Genomic DNA, 19,011 nt, shown 5'->3' on the forward strand with positions numbered 1-19,011 from the left:
TAAAAAACAATAAACCCTAATCCCGGGTCAGTATCGGCGAAAGCTGATCAAAGCGACCTGCGGTTTTCAAATTATAGGAATAACCATACATGTCGGATGAGTTAACCAACAAAACTCAGGAAGAAACTGAAAATACAACCGAAAATCAGGCCGGGGAGCAGTCTTCTGAGAATACAGCTGCACCTGAGACCGTAGTTGCTGAAGAAACAGCAGTACAGTCTGAACCTGCCGGTGAAGAGCCTGTTGTGAAAGCAGCCCGCGAAATTAAAACCTTCAAAGGGGAGCGCAGTACTAAAGTTTACACTCTTGACGAGCTTGAAGAGGCATCAGAAGATTATTCTGATGAAGATTACAACAAGATGGTGAGTATGTACGAAGGTACGCTTACTTCCATCACAGAAAAAGAAATCGTATCCGGACGGATCGTATCTATCGATGATAAGTATGTAATCGTAGATATTGGTTTTAAATCCGAAGGTATTGTTCCGGTAAACGAATTTAAGAATATTGAAGATGTTAAGCCCGGCGACGAGATCGAAGTATTCCTCGATCGGGTGGAAGACCGCGAAGGTCAGCTTGTGCTTTCCCGCCGTAAGGCAAATACCCTGCGTGTATGGCAAAAAATTGAGCAGGTACACGGCAGTCAGGAAGTTGTTGAAGGCCACATCAAGCGCCGCATTAAAGGCGGTATGGTAGTAGATGTGTTTGGAATTGACGCTTTCCTCCCCGGCTCCCAGATTGATGTGCGCCCGGTACGTGATTTCGACGCGTACGTAGGCCGCAATATGGAATTCCTCGTAGTTAAGCTTAACATGAGCAGCGAAAACGTTGTTGTATCTCACCGCGCTCTTGTAGAAACTGATCTCGAAGATCAGCGTCAGGAAATACTTTCCAGCATGCAGGCTGGTCAGATCCTTGAAGGTATCGTTAAAAATATCACCGATTTCGGTGTATTTATCGACCTTGGCGGCGTAGATGGTCTGCTTCACATCACTGATCTCAGCTGGGGCCGCGTAGAGCATCCTTCTGAAATCTGTAAGCTGGATCAGCGCCTGAATGTAGTTGTTCTTGAGTTTGACGAAGAACGCAAGCGTATTTCTCTTGGTCTCAAGCAGCTTCAGCCGCACCCATGGGAAGAGATCAACAAAAAATATCCCGAAGGTACAAAAGTACAGGGTAAAGTTGTTTCTATCGCTGATTACGGTGCCTTTATCGAGCTCGAAAAAGGTGTTGAAGGTCTGGTTCACATTTCGGAAATGTCATGGACACAGCACATTAAGCATCCGTCTCAACTGGTCGAGAAAAATCAGGTTATTGAGTGCGTGATTCTCAACATTAATGTTGACGAGCGCAAAGTTTCTCTCGGCGTTAAGCAGCTTGAAAACGATCCGTGGAAAGAGATTACCCAGCGTTACCCGATCAGCTCACGTCACAAGGGCGTTGTTCGCAACCTCACTAACTTTGGTGTGTTTGTTGAGCTTGAGCCGGGCATCGATGGTCTCGTTCACATTTCAGACCTGAGCTGGACCGATAAGGTGAATCACCCAAGCGAAGTTGTAAGCAAAGGTGAAGAAATTGAGGTAAGTATTCTCGCCGTTGATTTCGACAACCGCCGTATCTCTCTCGGTCATAAGCAAATCATGGAAAACCCATGGGTTAACTTTGCCAGCGAGTATCAGCTTGGTTCGGAAGTTGATGGTGTTGTAACACGCCTTACCGACAAAGGTGCTTTTGTGCGGCTGCCCAACAGACTTGAGGGTTTCCTGCCACAACGTGAAGTTGACGAGCCACAGGAAATGCGCAACAACTTCAAGCCTGATACCGAAGTGAAGCTGGCTATTGTTGAGTTTGACGAGCAAAGCCGCAACATCACACTTAGCGAAAAAGAGTCAACCCGCCGTGATGCGGAGAAAGAACTCAAGAAAATGCAGAAGAAAAAAGAAGCCGGCGAACAGCCAACCGGTGCACTCACCCTGGGTGAGATGTCGGGTCTGGCTGATCTGAAAAGGCAGCTTGATGACAAAGGCGATCAGAACTAATTCTGAATCATCCTGTTAACAGCATTCTTTTGCTGATTTGTTGAAAAAAAGAGGAACCCGTAAGGCGTTCCTCTTTTTTTGCAAAGCACACATTTCAGAAATATCTTCTTGTCAGACATTACAGACTACAGCTCTGACTTAGAAACAAGTTAAAATGTTTATTTGCAGTCTTTGATCCAGAGCCGGTACCCAAGCCGGTAAATGTATCATTTCCGGTTTTATATTGGTCATGATTTGATTATACACCCCTATTTATAAAATATGCTCTGAAAATTCGGGGCAAAATGCAGCAAACGAAACTTTATGACATCAATACAACATGCAGGGAGCGTTCAGGAAACCTATCGGTTAATGAAAGAACGCCTGCGTGATATGGTTCCCGAAGCGGAGCTGTACGCTAAAGCAGAAATAGCCTTTGAAATAAACCGTATCAAGAAAGAGAAAAATGCGGTAATTCTGGGTCACAATTATATGGAAGCCGCACTCTACCACAGTATCCCCGACTATGTGGGGGATTCCCTGGGGCTGAGCCGGATTGCTGCCGAATCGCAGGCAGATCGTATCGTTTTCTGTGGTGTCCGTTTTATGGCGGAAACAGCGAAGATTCTGAATCCGAACCGCATGGTATTGCTGCCTGCCAGGGTTGCAGGCTGTTCTCTCGCATCGAGCATCACAGCGGATGATGTGCGCCGTCTGAAGGCCAAATACCCCGGCGTACCGGTTGTTACCTACATCAATACTTATGCAGATGTGAAGGCCGAAACCGATATTTGCTGCACCTCAGCGAACGCTGTTCATATAGTGAATCAGCTTAATTCAGATGTCGTAATCTGCCTTCCTGATGAGTTTCTGGCAAAGAATGTTGCCCGAGAAACGGGTAAGAAGGTAATCATGCCTTCGGATGCGTTTTCCGGAAATGCCGGAAAAGACAGTATGATTGTTTGGGATGGCAAATGTGAAGTGCATGAGCAATTTACAGTTGCTGATATCGAGTCAGTGCGGCGGCAGTTTCCGGATACCGTTGTAATGGCACACCCGGAGTGCCCGCCGGAAGTCGTTGAAGCTTCGGATTACAGTGGGTCTACAACTGCGATGGTCGATTTCGTTTCAGCATCGAAAGCAAAAAGGTTTCTGTTGCTAACGGAATGCAGCATGAGTGATAACATACAGGCAGAGAATCCTGATAAAGAAATGCTGGGTTTATGCAGTGTACGCTGTCCGCATATGAATGAAATCACTCTTGAAGATACGCTGATCTGCCTTCGGGAAGATAAGTATCAGATTGAGCTTGATGAAGAAATACGAATTAAGGCGAAACGGTCGCTGGATCGTATGCTTGAAATGAGCTAATCATACAGGCATAATTAAACCGTTGTTATACAAAAAAGGCCATCAGTGATGGCCTTTTTTGTATAAACAAAATTGAAGATAGCGCTGGTATTAAAACAGATTAGCTGTCTGTGTGAGCTTCTTTATCTTCAAAAAGCATTATTTGTCTTTGAAGAAAAAGATTTTGCTGTTCACAGCATCCTTTCCGCTTTTAACCTTTTGTCCGTTTTCACGGTTAAAGGTGTACACAACATTCCTCATGGAATTTAGCTCTTTATCATTGCCGTACGTTACCTCAATAGCATCACCGCCTGGCTGAAGACTTTCAAGTGCCTCAATTAGTGGTCTGAATTTAGAGGAGCTTTTCTTACTGGTACGAATGTTAGAACGCGGAATAACTTTGATTTTCATAGTGTATTATTAATTTAAGTCCAAGGAAACATCTCTAAAATAAATGAATTCAAAAAAAAATCCAATATTTAATTATAAAGAATACCTTAGGGAACCTGTATTTTGTTTAACAGTTTATCGATCACATCTTCTGTAGTTAAGTCTTCAGCTTCTGCTTCATAACTTAAAATTATTCTGTGTCGCATTACATCCAAAACAACCGAACGGACATCATCCGGGGTAACATAGCCTCTGTGTTCTAAAAATGCATGCGCTTTAGAAGCCTGGTTCAGGTTTATTGATGCGCGTGGTGAAGCCCCGAAATTAATCATGTGTTCAAGTTCACGCACACCGTACTTCACCGGCTTGCGTGTAGCAAAAATAAGATTGATGATATATTGCTCTACTTTTTCATCAATATAAATGTCGTTTACTGTTTGGCGGGCTTCCAGAATTTTTTCGGCACTAATTACTTTTTGGAGTTCAGAAGGTTTCTGAATACCAGACATGCGGCGCATAATCTGCATTTCCTCCTGTTCAGAAGGGTAGCCTACTTTGAGCTTCATCATAAAACGGTCAATTTGGGCTTCAGGAAGCGGGTAGGTACCCTCTTGTTCCACAGGGTTTTGCGTAGCGAGAACCAGGAAGGGTTCTTCAAGCTTAAACGTTTCTTCACCAATGGTAACCTGGCGTTCCTGCATACACTCAAGCAGTGCGCTTTGTACCTTGGCAGGTGAGCGGTTGATTTCATCAGCAAGAATAATGTTGGCAAAAACGGGACCTTTCTTTACGGTGAAGTCACCGAGCTTCTGATTATAGATGAGGGTCCCGACAAGATCAGCCGGCAGCAGATCCGGCGTAAACTGAATGCGCTGAAAGCGGGTGTCGATTACTTTTGCAAGCGAAGACACCGTTAATGTTTTGGCCAGCCCCGGCACACCTTCGAGTAAAACATGCCCGTTACACAACAGCCCGATCAGTAAACGATCTATCATATACTGCTGCCCGACAACAACTTTTGCCATTTCATTTCGGATAGCTTCAATAAAAGCACTGCTTTGAGCGATCCGCTTATTTAACTCCTGAATTTGTGCTGTTTTTTCGGACATAGTTTTCTTTAGAATCGAATTAGGGGTGATTATTGAGAAGCTTTTTTTTATTTTTGGAGACTATCAGTAAAGTTGATGTTCAGGGGGAAGCTGTTGAGATATTTGCCCGCTGACCGTTACACCGCTGATTTCCCGAAACCATTAAAAAACAAGTATATGATTGATTTTAATGAGAAACCGGTGGTCAGTCAAAAGGTAGGATATTGGCGTACAAACGACAATAACAAGAATTGAGTTGAAGCCCGAATGAAATTTGGGTACCTTTACGCTCGAAAATTCACGGAATACATTCATACATGGAAACCTTCTTTTTTGTATTTGTTGCCACATTTGCACTGGGTACTGCCCTCGCAATGGTTCTAAGCAAAAACACCGTAAACAGCGCTTTATTTCTGATTCTTCACATGTTATCTGTGTCAGGTTTCTATTTGTCGCTGAACGCGCAGTTTTTGGCCGTAATTCAGATCCTGGTATATGCCGGAGCTATTATGGTGTTGTTTCTCTTTGTTATCATGGTTCTGAACATGGACGAGGATGAACAGATAGTCACAAAGGTCGATTTTAAACAGATTTTCGCCGTACTGGTAACCGTAATTGTTCTGGCGCAGCTGCTTTATATTGTGGGTAACTTCACAGGTGCATTGCCTGATTTCTCGCAGCAGGAGCTGATGGCTATCGGAACGGTTGAAGCTATCGGTGATGAAATGTTCACAACATTTCTGCTTCCCTTTGAAGCGACGGCTATACTGCTCACAGCTGCTGTTGTAGGTGCTATGCTGCTGGCTCAAAAAAATGTTAACGTTGAGGACGAAATCGAATGATAGGTCTGGAACTGTATCTCGGCGTTAGCGCCGTATTATTTGTAATCGGGGTTTTAGGCGTACTAATCCGTAAAAACGCCATTGTGGTATTCATGTGTGTTGAGCTGATGCTTAGTGCCGTAAATATCTCACTGGTAGCCTTTAGCGCTTCAATGGGCGATGTTCACGGGATGATTCTGGTGTTCTTTGTCCTTTGTGTGGCTGCAGCTGAAGCATGTGTAGGCCTGGCTATTGTAATTGCCATTTACCGCAACAACATCACAGCTGATATCAGTAAAATCAATTTGCTCCGCTGGTAGCCAAATGGCTTACATGCGGAGTTTTTTGTGCCTTTTCATTCTGGTTAGTGCTAAAATTTTAAGCTGCGTTGAAAGCGGCGGTTTTATGCGAACAAAAGAATACGGGCATCAAAAACATCTTTTATACAGCATATAATTACAGACAACCACTTATTTAATTAATCCAATGGCTGAATTTGTCTGGCTAATTGTAGTAATCCCGCTAATCGGCTTTCTGATTAACGGATTGCTGGGACTAAGCTCTGAGGGATACCGAAAACAGAAAAGCGTAATTGGCTGGCTGGCCACATTTGCGGTTTTTGTGCCGTTTCTCATTGCCTTCCAGATATTCCTCGAAATGAATGCCGGTTCTGAACCAGTTGTGGTTCGGCTTTTTACCTGGATTGAAGCCGGCAGCTTCACTTCTGATATTGCCTATCGTGTGGATCAGCTTTCCATACTAATGGCACTTGTTGTTACGGGGGTAGGTACGCTCATACACATCTATTCGATGGGTTACATGAAGACCGATGAAGGTTTTTATAAATTCTTTGCCTACCTGAACCTGTTCATCTTTGCCATGCTAAACCTTGTTATGGCAAATAACCTGCTGCTGCTTTTCCTTGGCTGGGAAGGCGTAGGCGTATGTTCCTACCTGCTGATCGGCTTCTGGTACAAGGATATGGAAAAAGCGACGGCAGCCAACAAAGCATTTATCTACAACCGTGTGGGTGACTTCGCCTTTCTGGTAGCCATGTTCCTGGTTTTCAGAACGGTTGGCAGCCTCGATTTTGATGTGATTTTCAGTAATCTGCACCTTTTCAACGGGGATATCGCTTTCTGGGTAGCTGTGCTGATGTTTATAGGTGCTACCGGTAAGAGCGCACAGATTCCGCTGTTTGTATGGCTGCCTGACGCTATGGCAGGGCCGACGCCGGTTTCCGCTCTTATCCATGCCGCTACGATGGTTACATCAGGTATATATCTTATTACCCGGTTCTCAGGCCTTTATATGACTTCCCCTGAAGCTATGCTGCTTGTAGCTGTTATCGGTGGTCTTACCGCTATTGTTGCTGCAACCATTGCACTCACGCAGTATGATATTAAAAAGGTACTGGCATACTCAACAGTCTCGCAGCTCGGGTTTATGTTTCTTGCCCTTGGTTCCGGCGGTTTTGTGGCAGCCATGTTCCACGTTGTAACTCACGCCTTCTTCAAGGCCTGCTTGTTCCTCGGTTCCGGTTCTGTTATTCACGCAATGCACCACGTTGAACACGAGCTCGAACATGAAGGCAAGCACGTACATTTCGACCCGCAGGATATGCGCAATATGGGCGGTCTTAAAGAATATATGCCTTCAACCTATAAAACCTTTTTGATCTCAACATTTGCGATTGCAGGTATCCCGGTTTTTTCAGGCTTTTTCTCTAAAGATGAGATTCTTGCCTATCTCTTTAATGCCGGTTTGGGCGAATTTGGTGCTGTATATTATGCTCTTTGGGGCCTTGCAGTACTGACTGCTTTTCTTACCGCATTCTATATGTTCCGGCTTACACTTACGACCTTCCACGGCACCTTCAAACTTCCCGGCAAATTTAAGGGAGCAGAAAATGCAGCCAAATACCTGCATGAAAGCCCTGCAAGCATGACAGCTCCGCTATGGATTCTTGCGGCACTTGCTTTGGTTGGCGGTTTTATGGGTGTACCTGAATTTTTCGTCACTACGTTCACAAGTACAGATGCAACTGTGAACTGGCTTTACGCATGGCTGAGCGGTGTTACGGTGAGGGCGGCCATTATACTGCCCTACGGCGTAAAATGGACGCTGGTAGCAATAGCCATTGTTGTAGCCGTTGGCGCCACTATTTTAGCTTACAGGATGTATGATAACGATAAGGGAGAGGCTACTGATGCGGCCATCCGTGAGCGTTTCGGCTCCCTTTACGCCACATGGGAAGATAAATACAAATTCGATGAGGCTTACGAAGCAATGATTATCCGCCCGGGTAACAGGCTTGCTGATCGGGTACTTGCTGTATTTGATGTCAAAATCCTGGACGGTTTTGTAAATGCGATTGGCAGTATAGTACAGTTCTTCGGCAGTCTTCTGCGCTTCGTTCAAACAGGTGTAATTAACACCTACGCCATCGCATTTGTGGTAGGGGTAATACTCATTATCGGATTGTTAATCTTTTAGGAAGCCGCTTACTCATGGAAACTCTATTAAATTTAACTATCTATTTACCGCTGCTGGGTGTGCTCGCCATCCTGTTTGCGAAAAGTGATGAGTTGGTGAAATGGATCGCTCTTGTCTTCACCACACTTACCTTTGCAATTTCCCTGCCGCTAATTTTTAATTTTGATGTTGCAGCTTCTGATGCTGCTCAATATGTAACTGAATCCGGAAACCTGGTTTTCGGGCTGGACATCAAATATATAGTTGGTCTTGACGGGCTGAGCCTGCTGCTCTTTATGTTAACCACTTTCTTCGGTCCGATTGTGGTACTCTCATCATGGACCTCCGTGAAAAAGCACGTACCTGGTTTTTTTGCCATGCTGCTTATTTTGCAAACCGGTTCACTTGGTGTGTTTGCCGCACTCGACCTGGTCGTTTTCTACGTGTTTTTTGAGCTGACCCTGATCCCCATGTATTTCCTTATTGGTATTTGGGGAGGGAAAGGCCGGATTCATGCAACCATCAAATTCTTTCTGTACACATTGGTCGGCTCGCTGATTATGCTTGTTGCTCTGGTTTACGTCGGGTACCATGCCGGCAATGCCATCAACGACGGCATTTTTATTACCGACTGGCGTGTGCTCTCAGGCATGGAATATCAGATTGGTTTGGTTGAGCAAACCTGGCTGTTCCTTGCTTTCGCACTGGCATTCTTCATTAAGGTGCCGCTGTTTCCGTTCCACACATGGCTGCCTTATGCACACACCGAGGCACCCACAGCAGGTTCGGTCGTTCTTGCAGCCATTATGCTAAAAATGGGAACCTACGGACTCATCCGTTTTTGTCTGCCGCTTTTCCCCAATGCTATGCTGGAGTTTGCACCCGCAATTGCATTCCTTGCCGTAATTGGTATTGTTTATGGGGCATTTGTAGCGATGGTTCAGAAGGATGTGAAAAAGCTCGTAGCTTATTCCTCTGTAAGTCACCTGGGCTTTGTGGTGCTGGGGCTATTTGCCCTCAATACCATTGGTGTACAAGGCGCCATCATACAAATGATTAACCACGGCCTTTCAACGGGCGCGTTATTCCTGATTGTAGGAATGATTTATGACCGACGCCACTCGCGTCAGATTGAAGATTTTGGGGGTATTACCAGTATTATGCCCGTATTCGCAGTTATGTTCATGCTTGCTACTTTTGCCAGCATCGGACTGCCGGGACTCAACGGTTTTGTCGGGGAGTTTCTGATTCTGATGGGAGCCTTCAACTCTGAATCAATCGGCAGTATCTGGTTTGCAATTGTAGCAACAACAGGAGTTATTCTCGCGGCCATCTACATGCTTTGGATGTTCCGCAGGGTAATGTTTGGCCCTGTGCTGAAAGAAGAAAACAAAAAGCTGGTTGATCTTAACGCCCGTGAAATAGGATTGCTCATACCTGTGATGTTTTTCATCATCTGGATAGGCATTCGCCCAACTCACTTCACGCAGTACTCTGAGCATCAGGTAAACGTACTGCTTGAGCAGGCCGAACAAAAACGCGCCGCCATCATGGAAGCCTCACATGCGGCTGATATGCCGGCATGGGCACAACGGCTTTATGATATAACCCCGAATTACGCAGAATTTAATCAGGAGAAAACCAACCCATGAGTACTACCGCACTTACCGAAAAAGAAATCAATGAAGCCCTCGAAGAACTTGAAGGTTGGGAATTTGAAGATAATGCCATCACTGTAAGCTATCAGTTTGCCAGCTTTCGTGACGCAGTCTCATTTATTGTGCGCATTAGTTTTGAAGCCGAAGACCTTGGCCATCATCCTGAGATCTACAATGTGTACAACAACGTGGAAATCAGGCTTACAACACACGATGCCGACGGTCAGGTTACCCGGAAAGATCTGGAACTTGCCAAACGTATCGATAATCTCGAAATGTAAGAATTAATGGAAATCATTAACGATTTACTACTCTTTCTTCCCGCTACCATAGTAGCAATCGGGGGGCTAACAGTAATGATGCTTGACGGGTACAAAGCCCGCTCAAGAACCATTTATACCACAACAATGGTTTTCCTGGGAATTGCCCTGGGTGTTGCCTCCTGGGATCTGCTGATGCAGGCACCAGAGCTTATTTTCAGCGATATGGCCGGTGCCGGCGGAACAGCTGCTTTTGGAACTTTTATTGTCGTTTTTGGAACCTTTTTTACGGTTATTCTTACGCATGATTACCTCATAGGGGTGAAGCATAACTTCCCTCAAGTGTATCCGCTGTTGATGTTCTGTACTTTCGGGATGATTGTGCTGGCAACTGCAAATGATCTGGTCACCGTTTTTGTGGGTCTGGAAACAATGTCTGTGTGTTTGTACGCACTTGCGGGTATAATCCGGGATAAGCGTCTTGGCGTGGAATCAGCCCTGAAATATTTTGTAATGGGTGCCTTTTCTACAGGTTTCTTCCTGTATGGCATCACCCTGCTTTACGGAGCAACAGGTTCTACTTCTTTGCCTGAAATTGGTGCTTACACCGATGGGGGCCTTATCTACTGGGGCGGGGTATCCTTACTGCTTGTAGCATTTATGTTCAAAGTTTCGGCAGTGCCCTTTCACATGTGGACACCCGATGTTTACACCGGCTCGCCAACAACCATTACTGCGTATATGTCAACGGCCGGAAAAACAGCCTCATTCGTTGCGCTTGTTCTGATCCTCGATCGTGCAATGCCGTTTATTGCAACTGAACTTACAGCAACATTCAGCATCATTGCATTGCTAACGATGATTCTCGGTAATGCAGTAGCAATGGTTCAGGATAATGTGAAGCGTATGCTGGCCTATTCAAGTATTGCACACGTTGGCTACTTGTTTGTCGGGCTTGCTGCAGGAAGTGTTGCCGGCTACAGTGCGGTTCTTTTCTACCTGCTTGCCTACACATTTATGAATGTGGGCGCTTTCGGAGTTGTGGCTTACTACGAGAAAAATCACGATGTGCACTTCAATAATGTGGAAAGTTATGCCGGCCTTGGTTATCAGCGGCCTATAATGGGAGTGCTGCTGAGTATCTTCCTGTTTTCACTGGCTGGTATCCCGATTTCTGCCGGATTTAATGCCAAATACCTTGTTTTTTCAGCCGGTATTGAAGCAGGGCTGGTATCCCTCGTAGTTGTCGGGGTTCTCGCGAGTGCCGCAAGTGCCTACTATTATCTGCGGGTGATGGTTTATCTGTACTTCCGTGAAGGTAAAGAAAGTGTTTCACTCATTGAACCCAAGAAAGTATATTCTTTTTCTCTGGTGTTTCTTGCATTGCTTACCCTGTATTTCGGGGTTGTTCCCGGCGGTGTTACCGAGATGATTTACGGATACTTTTCAGACAGCATGCTCACAGCAACAGCCCCCTGATTTTTAATTAATTGATACGCACTTATGGAAATTAAAGCCATAAGTGCGTATATTGTAAATCTGCCTGCCACAGGAAAGTCCTGTGGCTGTTTTTTTATAAACACCCGAAGGTAATCATGAAAACAAATTATTATGAGCACCTCTTTGTCGTAAATGCGGTTATTGACGACGAAGACATTAAGGCTACCGTTGCCAAGTATGTGAACATGCTTAAGGAAAACGGCTGCGAGATTGAAGAAGTAAACGAATGGGGTATTCAGCGCCTCGCCTACGAAATCGACGGTAAGCGCAGCGGATACTATGTAAACCTGTATTTCACCGGTCCCGGTGAGTTTATTGAGAAGCTTGAACGGATGGAGCGCATTGATGATAACATCATACGTTTTATCACGATTAAGTACGATAATAAAATGAAGCGGCACAGAGAGCTTCAGAAAAAAGGCGCCGTTCCGGAAGTGTTTCCGGAAGTTGAAGACGAAACCGAAGGCGGTTCTGACGACTAAGCCTCATATTATTCATCATAAACCATACAGGATTCATGCTTAAAAATCCGCAACACCCCAAAAAAGGAAACCTTCGCACCAAAGAGTGCAAGTTTACCAAGTCCGGTATCGAATATATCGATTACAAAGATATAGCACTGCTCGAGCGTTTTGTTAACGATCAGGGTAAAATTCTGCCCCGCCGTGTTACCGGCACAAGTGCCAAATTCCAGCGGCAGCTCTCCCGTGCCATCAAACGTGCACGCCAAATGGCACTGATGCCGTTCGTAGCTGAAAATCTCCGATAATCCGAACCGTTTAACTTTCGTATCATGAAACTGATTCTGAAACAAGATGTAGAAAAATTAGGAGCAGCCGGTGAGATTGTAACGGTTAAGGATGGTTACGGTCGCAACTATCTCGTTCCTCAGGGCTACGCTGTTCTTGCAACTCCGGGCGCTATACGCTCTGTACAGGAAGAAGCTCGTCAAAAAGCCCGTAAAGCCGACGCTACCAAAGTTCAGGCTGAAGAGGTTGCACGTCAGATTGCTGAAACCTCCCTCACCATTTCGGTTACCGCCGGCGAAGACGGAAAAATCTTCGGTACGGTTACCAACCAAATGCTTGGCGATGCGCTCACAGAGAAAGGCTTCAATATTGACCGCCGTAAAATTACCATCGATTCTGATGTTAAAAACCTCGGTGAGTTTACCGCTACAATCGACCTTCACACCGAAGTTAAGGCTACCCTTAAGTTTTGGGTTGTTAAGGAAGATTAAGGCGCAACAAACAGCTGTTTTATCGTTTTTTTAAAGGATACAGGCCACGTGCTTGTATCCTTTTTTTATTTTGAGTCATCCAGTCCTCTTTTTGCCCATTCATCAGCCGCCGGGTTCTGTTTGAAACCTTCAGCACATACATACAGCCGGATTCGTCGTTGCCTCTCAGGCTTGCACGGCTTGTTTACCGGTTTGTTGATCATTGGAACTATGTTTTTTGGGGCAGGGGTAGTGGAAACGGTTACGGCACAAACACAAGGCGTAACACCACAGAAGCTCCCGGTTTTGGTTCGTGAAGTGTTGGTTGAACGCGATGCCATTCCGCTTACTTTCTTTCTTGACAGCTGGGTTCTGCCCGAAAGCGTTACCCTGCTCAGCGCTGACGGCACCCCTGCTGATACAACCACATGGCGGTTTATACCAACAAGCGGTGAAATCGAAATATCCGAATATTTTTTACAGAACAATGAATTATCGGCAAAAATATCGATTTCCTACAGCAGATTGCCGGTCTCACTGAGAATGAGCTATTTCAGAAGAATGCTCAGGCCGCTTGCTGAATCAGACACCCATACTGATTCAGCAAACGGCCTGGAAAACCAGGACATATCTGGTTTACTGGTATCCGGCAGACGTGAAACGCAGCCTGATCTATTCGGTCCGGGCCGGCTCAACCGAAGCGGAAGCATCACCCGGGGCATTACCGTAGGAACCAATCAGGATGCATCTCTTGAAAGCGGGCTGCAATTTGAGTTCAGCGGTAATATTACCGACGATCTTGAGCTTACCGCCATCCTCACTGATCAAAGTACGCCAATTCAGCCCGACGGAAGCACGCAGAACCTTCGGGAGTTTGATCAGGTGCTCATCCGCCTGCAGCATGAGCGGGCTTCAGTGCAGCTGGGTGATGTAGATGTAAGCCTGCGCAACAGTGCGTTTGCTCAGATTGAACGCCGGCTGCAGGGGCTGGAAACCCGCGTCTCTGCCGGCGATTGGGGTGATTGGCAGGCGAGTGCATCGGTGGTAAGAGGGCGTTTCAGAACCATGAGCTTTTCCGGTAGAGAAGGGGTTCAGGGGCCGTACCGCCTCACCGGTTCGCAGGGAGAACAGTTCATTATCGTACTCGCCGGAACTGAGCGGGTATATCTTAACGGTGAGCTGCTCAGCAGAGGAGAAGAAAACGACTACATCATCGACTACGGTTTGGGTGAAATAGAATTCACACGGCGCCGGATAATTTCGGGAAACCACCGTCTTGTTGTTGATTTTCAGTACGTAACGCAAGAATATAACCGGACTTTGCTCACCGCTGAAAGTGAATTCAAACAGCTGTATGGGGGCAGGCTTTCGGTTGGTGCAACCTTCATTCAGGAATCAGACAGCCGGGAACTGAATGCCGAATTTGGTTTAACGGATGAGGAAATCCGAATTTTGGAACAGGCGGGGAGGAATGTAGAAAATGCAGTTATATCGGGTGCTGATTCCGTCGGGTTTCGGCTAAACCCCGATTTCATCCCCTACGCAAGAGTTGATACGGTTCAGGCAGGCATCACTTATACGGTCTTCAGGGCCGCACCGGGCGATCCTGCGGGTGTGTGGCGGGTCCGTTTTAGCAGAGTGGGAGACGGGCTCGGTTCTTACCGGCGAACGGGCACTAATCTGAACGGTATCGTTTACGAATGGGCTGGCCCCGGCCTCGGTTCTTATGAGCCGTTCAGGCGGATTCCTGCACCGCAGCAGCAGCGTATGCTGGCTCTTCGAAGCCGGTTTGGCCTATCGGAATCAGTTGAATTGTACGGCGAAACGGCTTTTAGCGAGCTTGACGTAAATCGCTTCGCAGCTGATGACACTCGTACGCAGGCTGCTGCCTGGCAGGCGGGGATAGATTTCCTGCCGACACAAACCCGCATTGGGCGTGTGAAAGGAACCGTTCGGTACCGGAACACACCACAACAATTCGTCTTTTTTGACCGCACGAGAGAGGCGGAATTCGACCGCATCTGGAATATTCCGACAGGTACTGAAACCGGTGAGAAGCTTGCTGAAAGCGAAATATCAGTTGATTTCACCGGCTTTTCCTCGCTAACTGCCGGCCTTGGCAACCTTGAGCGCAGCGACGTGAACAGTACCCGCGGATTTCTTCGGCTTAACCTTGCGGAACCCGGCGGATTAAACTGGATGCAGCGGGCTGATGCGGTACGCTCATCATATGGCAAGGATGACATCAGAAGCAGCTGGCTACGGCAGAGCGGACGTTTCAGCTATACAGTAAGTTCCGGCGGCACTACCCTCACCCCACGCCTTGAAAGTGAGGCTGAGCTTCGCACACAACGTTCAGCAAGCTCAGATTCACTGCTTGCGGGTTCGTTTCGTTTTGCCGAAATCACCCCAGGATTACAATCGGTTTGGGGAAACGGTCTGAGTACCGATATTTCAGCCGGTTATCGTGCCGATGAAGAAGGCAGGCAGGGCAGTTTCGCCGCTGAATCACAAACCTTTACCGGGCAAATACGAACACAGTACGATCCCGTTAACCGGCTACAGCTGAGTGCAGGTCTTTTGTACCAACGGCGGGTACAGGCCGATAACCCGGAGCTTGAAACCGCCGGATTTATCGCAAGTGCAGTACTGTTTAATGCAGGAGCTGATTACCGCACTGCTGAACCCTGGTTTCAGCTGCAATGGCAGTATGAGGGCGGAACGGAGAGCAGGCCCTTGCTTCAGGAAACCTATATAGAGGTTGGGCCTGAACTTGGAAACTATGTTTGGGTTGATCTCAACGGAGACGGAGTGCGGCAGATTGACGAGTTCTTTCCGGCCGTAAACCCGGATGAAGGTACCTTCCTGAGATTATTTATACCCGGTGATGAGCTCATTCCTGTGGTGAGCGTCAATACCCGCCTGCGAACCAGAATTGAACCGGGTGCACTGCTGCCGGGAAGCTGGTGGGAAGAGCTTGCTCTAAACACGCTGATTGAAATAAGGGAGCAAAACGAAGGCAGTGGTACAGCAGAGATCCTGCTGCTGCAGCTCGGTTCTTTTCTTGATGACAAAAACACGGTGGAAGGGCGCCTGCTTTGGCAGCAGGAGCTACAACTTTTTCGCCGGAACAGAGCTGTTGATCTGCGTCTGCGCTTTACAGGCGTCGATACCAAAAACAGGCGAACCGGAGGGCTTGAAACCACTTTAAACCGAACATTTTCGACAGATGCTTCATACCGGGTATCCCGTGCTGTACAACTCGGATCAGAATTTAGGTATGAAAAAAGAGATTTAAAAAGCGAGCGGTTCAGCAGCCGTGCGTATCAGATCAGAGGTGTGGAAGCGGCTCCTTTTTTGAGGTACACCTTCAGTCGCTCGCTGCAGGCAACAGGGGGGTACGGCTTCGGGCGAAAGCAGGATTTGCTGCCGGCAGAACCTGTTCGCCTTTTTCAGAACCGCGCTTATACCGATTTGCGTTGGTTTGCCGGTTCATCGCTGCAAACCACAGCACGCGCAGAATGGCGTTCGAACACCCTCAGAGGGCAAACAAGCAGTCTCGGAAGTTTCGAATTAACAGATGGTGCGGGAACGGGATCTACCTGGCAATGGTCGGTGAAGGGCACCTACCGGATAAATCAGTATTTAAGGGCGAATATAAGTTATAACGGGCGAACTGTGCAGCAGCAACAGGCTATACAGACGCTGAGGGTGAGCGTGAGCGCCGTATTCTGAGAATACAAAAAAACATGCCGGCCATAGCCGCAGTGATTAAACAGCTGAAAAAGCAAAACGTTATTCAAGGAAATAAGCCCGTCTAAACGGGGTAATTCCGAAAGCTGCCAAGAAATAACTGTTATGTGGTGATTTAGCAGTGTTGCCGGTTGATAAACTACAGCGTTAGCCCTATTTTAAACGTGCTAAGTCTCAATGTGTGCATTATTTTGGAATGTAGCTTTGACATTTAAGCATAAATAATCTATAATTTCGCCAACTCAACGCTTAATAATCAACTTAGAATAAACCGGAGTTTTGTAATATGACCTTCTCCTTTAGTGTTATCCTCATGCAGGTTTCCGCTGATCTGCAATCAGAGGGCGCTTTCAGCCAGTTAGTTAGGTATTTCAATGAGGGGGGGCTTTTTATGTGGCCCGTACTCATCTGTGTAATCCTTGGTTTGGCTATTTTCCTTGAAAGACTCGTTACCCTTAACCGTGCTGACATTAATACCAGACAATTCATTCTGGATGTAAAGGAAGCTCTTGACAGTGGCGGAATCCCTGCAGCTCAGGAACTTTGTGCAAGTACAAGAGGGCCGGTTGCTTCCGTATTTAATGCGGGTTTGCTACGTGCCGACGAAGGTTTTGAAGCCGCCGAGAAAGCTATCATTTCTTATGGCTCTATCGAGATGAGCTTCCTTGAAAGAGGTCTCGTTTGGTTGTCGCTGTTTATCGCACTCGCACCTATGATCGGATTTACCGGTACAGTTATTGGTATGGTTGAAGCCTTCGATGCTATCGAAAGCGCTGGTGATATCTCCCCGAGTATTGTAGCCGGTGGTATCAAAACCGCTCTTCTTACAACACTTGCCGGTCTGATTGGTGCAATTATCCTTCAGGTAGGATACAACTATTGTGTATCCAAAATCGACCGTTTGGTTGTTGAAATGGAAGAAAGCTCAATTGTACTGATTGATTCAATTTCTGCCATGGAGAAAGGCAAATCCGTTAGCGGTGGTGATTCAACCAACGGATAAAAAGAATTTTTAAGCGTAAAGAAGCCGGGCCGACACCCCGGCTTCTTCCTTAAAAATCTAATTTGTCAAATGGCGTAAGCTTCTTTCCACTTTATCCAACAACTGACTTATGGAAGCATTTTCTCAAATTGCACTCATTTTTACAATCGGTCTGCTCGGTATTTCTATTCTTGGAATCACCGTTTTTGGCCTTAAGAACATTTTTTCACAAAAGCATAAGCTCTCAGCTATTGTATTTTTCTTCATACCGGTAATCATTTTTGCGATAGCCTACCTTGTTACCGGTTTTGTAGGAATTGCAGCAATCAACACGCTGCTTGCAATGATAGCGCTGATGTTTTTGGGTATTCTTGTTTCAGGTTCCCGCAGTCTGATTTCCAACTTTTAATCCAGAAGGACCCCTCCTATGTTTAAAAAGAAAAGAGGCAGAGAAGGAGCTGAAATCCCATCTTCTTCCCTTGCCGATATTGCCTTTCTTTTGCTGGTGTTCTTCCTCGTAGTTACAACTATCGATGTGGATACCGGTATTGGTCTGGTTTTACCGCCGCCTCCGGATCCGGAGCAGCCGCCACCAGAAGTACGGGAGCGGAATATGCTTAAAATTCTGATGAACGCTCAGGGTGGTATTCTTATCAATGAAGAGCGTGCTAACCTCCGCGATGTTCAGGAAAGGGTTATCCGTTTCGTTACTAACCGTGGTGTTGATCCTAACCTTTCTGACTCTCCTCAGCAGGCTGTTGTATCCATCAAAACAGACCGGCAGACCGAGTACGAACGCTACATTGAAATGCTTGATGAAGTTCGTGGTGCTTACCGCATTATCTGGGATCAGGAAGCAAGATCGAGAGGTTTTCGCGATTACGCTCATTATCGTACGGTAGAAGGTGAGCCCAACCCTGTTCGGCGTGAGTTTCCGATGAACATTTCGCTGGCTGAACCCGATCCGGGTAGTTAATCTCTAAACTTATAAAGTACTATGTCACATTTTAAAAAGAAGCAAGCAAGTACAAGTCAGGAGATTCCTACTACATCCATGCCGGATATTATCTTCATCCTCCTGATTTTCTTCATGGTTGTTACTGTACTTCGCGAAGTAGAACTTCTCGTACGTCAGGATCTCACCCGTGCAGAAAACATTGAACGAATCGAAGAGAAGCGTCTTGTCAGTTATATTTACGTAGGGCCGCTAATTCTTCCCGGAGGCCAGTACGGCGACACAAGAATCCAGGTTGATGATGCCCTTGTGGATCCAAATGACCTCACCGCAATACAAAACGTGATGCGTCAGCGCAGAACCGATGAGCCCCGCCTTATTGTTTCGCTGCGGGTCGATTACGAGTCTGAAATGGGAATCGTGAGCGATATTAAGCAGCAGCTTAGGTTTGCTGATGCGCTTCGTATTAACTATTCTACCAGAAGGGCTGAAGGCGCTGTGGAGATGTAGGTTTTACAGCACTATCAGCTTTTTCTCAACTT

18 protein-coding genes are annotated in these 19,011 nt (G+C 46.5%); 16 read left to right on the forward strand and 2 right to left on the reverse strand.

Annotated features, from left to right (window positions below):
* Positions 1-89: 89 nt before the first annotated feature.
* Together rpsA and nadA are read left to right on the forward strand one after the other, a co-directional pair.
* Positions 90-2,039, forward strand: a complete 1,950-nt coding sequence (rpsA, locus tag LAT75_RS03355) for a 30S ribosomal protein S1 (RefSeq protein ID WP_291481209.1) — start codon at positions 90-92, stop codon at positions 2,037-2,039.
* Positions 2,040-2,342: 303 nt separating this feature from the next.
* Positions 2,343-3,389, forward strand: a complete 1,047-nt coding sequence (gene nadA, locus LAT75_RS03360; protein ID WP_291481210.1) for a quinolinate synthase NadA — start codon at positions 2,343-2,345, stop codon at positions 3,387-3,389.
* Positions 3,390-3,527: 138 nt separating this feature from the next.
* Here nadA and LAT75_RS03365 read toward each other — a convergent pair whose 3' ends face one another.
* Both LAT75_RS03365 and LAT75_RS03370 read right to left on the reverse strand, forming a co-directional pair.
* Positions 3,528-3,779: a hypothetical protein gene (locus tag LAT75_RS03365; RefSeq protein ID WP_291481211.1), complete on the reverse strand. Its 252-nt coding sequence runs from the start codon at positions 3,777-3,779 to the stop codon at positions 3,528-3,530.
* An 86-nt stretch (positions 3,780-3,865) separates the two neighbouring features.
* Positions 3,866-4,867, reverse strand: coding sequence for a MoxR family ATPase (locus tag LAT75_RS03370; protein ID WP_291481212.1), 1,002 nt, complete (start codon positions 4,865-4,867; stop codon positions 3,866-3,868).
* Positions 4,868-5,163: 296 nt separating this feature from the next.
* Here LAT75_RS03370 and LAT75_RS03375 point away from each other — a divergent pair, with 296 nt between their 5' ends.
* The 14 genes from LAT75_RS03375 to LAT75_RS03440 all read left to right on the forward strand — a co-directional run bounded on the left by LAT75_RS03375 (position 5,164) and on the right by LAT75_RS03440 (position 18,979).
* The gene (locus tag LAT75_RS03375) at positions 5,164-5,688 is read left to right on the forward strand and encodes an NADH-quinone oxidoreductase subunit J (protein WP_291481213.1); all 525 of its coding nucleotides are present in this window, start codon (positions 5,164-5,166) and stop codon (positions 5,686-5,688) included.
* Positions 5,685-5,987, forward strand: coding sequence for an NADH-quinone oxidoreductase subunit NuoK (nuoK, locus tag LAT75_RS03380; protein ID WP_114985066.1), 303 nt, complete (start codon positions 5,685-5,687; stop codon positions 5,985-5,987). The genes LAT75_RS03375 and nuoK overlap by 4 nt, the downstream gene beginning before the upstream one ends.
* 166 nt (positions 5,988-6,153) lie before the next feature.
* Positions 6,154-8,163: an NADH-quinone oxidoreductase subunit L gene (gene nuoL / locus LAT75_RS03385; protein WP_291481214.1), complete on the forward strand. Its 2,010-nt coding sequence runs from the start codon at positions 6,154-6,156 to the stop codon at positions 8,161-8,163.
* A gap of 14 nt (positions 8,164-8,177) precedes the next feature.
* Positions 8,178-9,794 carry an NADH-quinone oxidoreductase subunit M gene (locus LAT75_RS03390; RefSeq protein WP_291481215.1) on the forward strand — a complete coding sequence of 539 codons (1,617 nt, stop codon included), beginning with the start codon at positions 8,178-8,180 and terminating at the stop codon, positions 9,792-9,794.
* Positions 9,791-10,081 (forward strand): 4a-hydroxytetrahydrobiopterin dehydratase, encoded by a 291-nt coding sequence (locus LAT75_RS03395; protein WP_291481216.1) that lies wholly within the window; start codon positions 9,791-9,793, stop codon positions 10,079-10,081. The genes LAT75_RS03390 and LAT75_RS03395 overlap by 4 nt, the downstream gene beginning before the upstream one ends.
* A gap of 6 nt (positions 10,082-10,087) precedes the next feature.
* Positions 10,088-11,539: an NADH-quinone oxidoreductase subunit N gene (locus tag LAT75_RS03400; RefSeq protein WP_291481217.1), complete on the forward strand. Its 1,452-nt coding sequence runs from the start codon at positions 10,088-10,090 to the stop codon at positions 11,537-11,539.
* 116 nt (positions 11,540-11,655) lie between these two features.
* Positions 11,656-12,042 (forward strand): 30S ribosomal protein S6, encoded by a 387-nt coding sequence (gene rpsF / locus LAT75_RS03405; RefSeq protein ID WP_291481218.1) that lies wholly within the window; start codon positions 11,656-11,658, stop codon positions 12,040-12,042.
* 35 nt (positions 12,043-12,077) lie between these two features.
* Positions 12,078-12,329 carry a 30S ribosomal protein S18 gene (rpsR, locus tag LAT75_RS03410; RefSeq protein WP_114985060.1) on the forward strand — a complete coding sequence of 84 codons (252 nt, stop codon included), beginning with the start codon at positions 12,078-12,080 and terminating at the stop codon, positions 12,327-12,329.
* A 24-nt stretch (positions 12,330-12,353) separates the two neighbouring features.
* Entirely contained in the window at positions 12,354-12,800 is a 447-nt protein-coding gene (gene rplI / locus LAT75_RS03415; RefSeq protein ID WP_291481219.1) for a 50S ribosomal protein L9, read from the forward strand.
* Between the two features lie 210 nt (positions 12,801-13,010).
* Positions 13,011-16,514 (forward strand): hypothetical protein, encoded by a 3,504-nt coding sequence (locus tag LAT75_RS03420; protein ID WP_291481220.1) that lies wholly within the window; start codon positions 13,011-13,013, stop codon positions 16,512-16,514.
* Between the two features lie 304 nt (positions 16,515-16,818).
* On the forward strand, positions 16,819-17,535 hold the full coding sequence (locus LAT75_RS03425) for a MotA/TolQ/ExbB proton channel family protein (protein ID WP_291481221.1): 717 nt from the start codon (positions 16,819-16,821) through the stop codon (positions 17,533-17,535).
* Between the two features lie 109 nt (positions 17,536-17,644).
* Positions 17,645-17,923, forward strand: coding sequence for a hypothetical protein (locus LAT75_RS03430; protein WP_291481222.1), 279 nt, complete (start codon positions 17,645-17,647; stop codon positions 17,921-17,923).
* 18 nt (positions 17,924-17,941) lie between these two features.
* Positions 17,942-18,490 (forward strand): biopolymer transporter ExbD, encoded by a 549-nt coding sequence (locus LAT75_RS03435; RefSeq protein WP_291481223.1) that lies wholly within the window; start codon positions 17,942-17,944, stop codon positions 18,488-18,490.
* A gap of 21 nt (positions 18,491-18,511) precedes the next feature.
* Entirely contained in the window at positions 18,512-18,979 is a 468-nt protein-coding gene (locus LAT75_RS03440; RefSeq protein WP_291481224.1) for a biopolymer transporter ExbD, read from the forward strand.
* The last annotated feature ends 32 nt before the right edge of the window (positions 18,980-19,011 follow it).

The sequence above is a fragment of the Cyclonatronum sp. genome (assembly GCF_022565315.1).
Lineage (GTDB): Bacteria > Bacteroidota > Rhodothermia > Balneolales > Cyclonatronaceae > Cyclonatronum.